The organism is Mesorhizobium sp. M8A.F.Ca.ET.181.01.1.1, assembly GCF_004792025.1.
Lineage (GTDB): Bacteria > Pseudomonadota > Alphaproteobacteria > Rhizobiales > Rhizobiaceae > Mesorhizobium.
The window spans coordinates 1-523 of sequence record NZ_SRTV01000042.1 but is presented as its reverse complement, the minus strand read 5'-3'; the positions used below and the strand labels follow the sequence as shown (position 1 = coordinate 523).

Below are 523 nucleotides of genomic sequence, written 5' to 3'. Positions count from 1 at the left end.
GGTCGATGGCTCGACGGCCGCCGCCTACAATGACGCGCTGAACCTGGCGGGCAAGATCGCCGTGACGGCGACGGTGACGGATGCCGATGGCGACACCGCCTCGACCGGCGCCATCGATGTCGGCGGTGCGGTCACCTTCCTCGATGACGGCCCCTCGATCAGCAACGCGGTGGTCGGCAGCTCGGTGACGCTCGACGAGACCAACAACGGTCCGACGACGGACGGCGTGCTGAACCCGGCGATCATGACGGCCACGAGCGCTGCGGCGATCGTGACGCTGACCTCCAACTACGGCGCCGACGGCGCCGGCACGACGACCTATGCGCTGTCGGTGACCAACGCGGCCTCGGGGCTGGCGACGGCACAGGGCGACCATGCCATCACGCTGGTCCAGGTCGGCGCCACGGTGCAGGGCCAGTACACGGATGCCGGCGGCACCCACACCGCCTTCACCGTGTCGGTCGCCGCGGACGGCAAGATGACGGTGGTGCAGAACGTCGCGCTTGAACATCTGGTCGATGGC

The 523-nt window shown here is 69.2% G+C and carries 1 protein-coding gene; it reads left to right on the top strand.

All coding sequences use genetic code 11. The features are described 5' to 3' along the window. Positions 1 to 523: DUF5801 repeats-in-toxin domain-containing protein (locus EN824_RS35485; RefSeq protein WP_245521069.1), on the top strand; the 523-nt coding region annotated here is incomplete at both ends.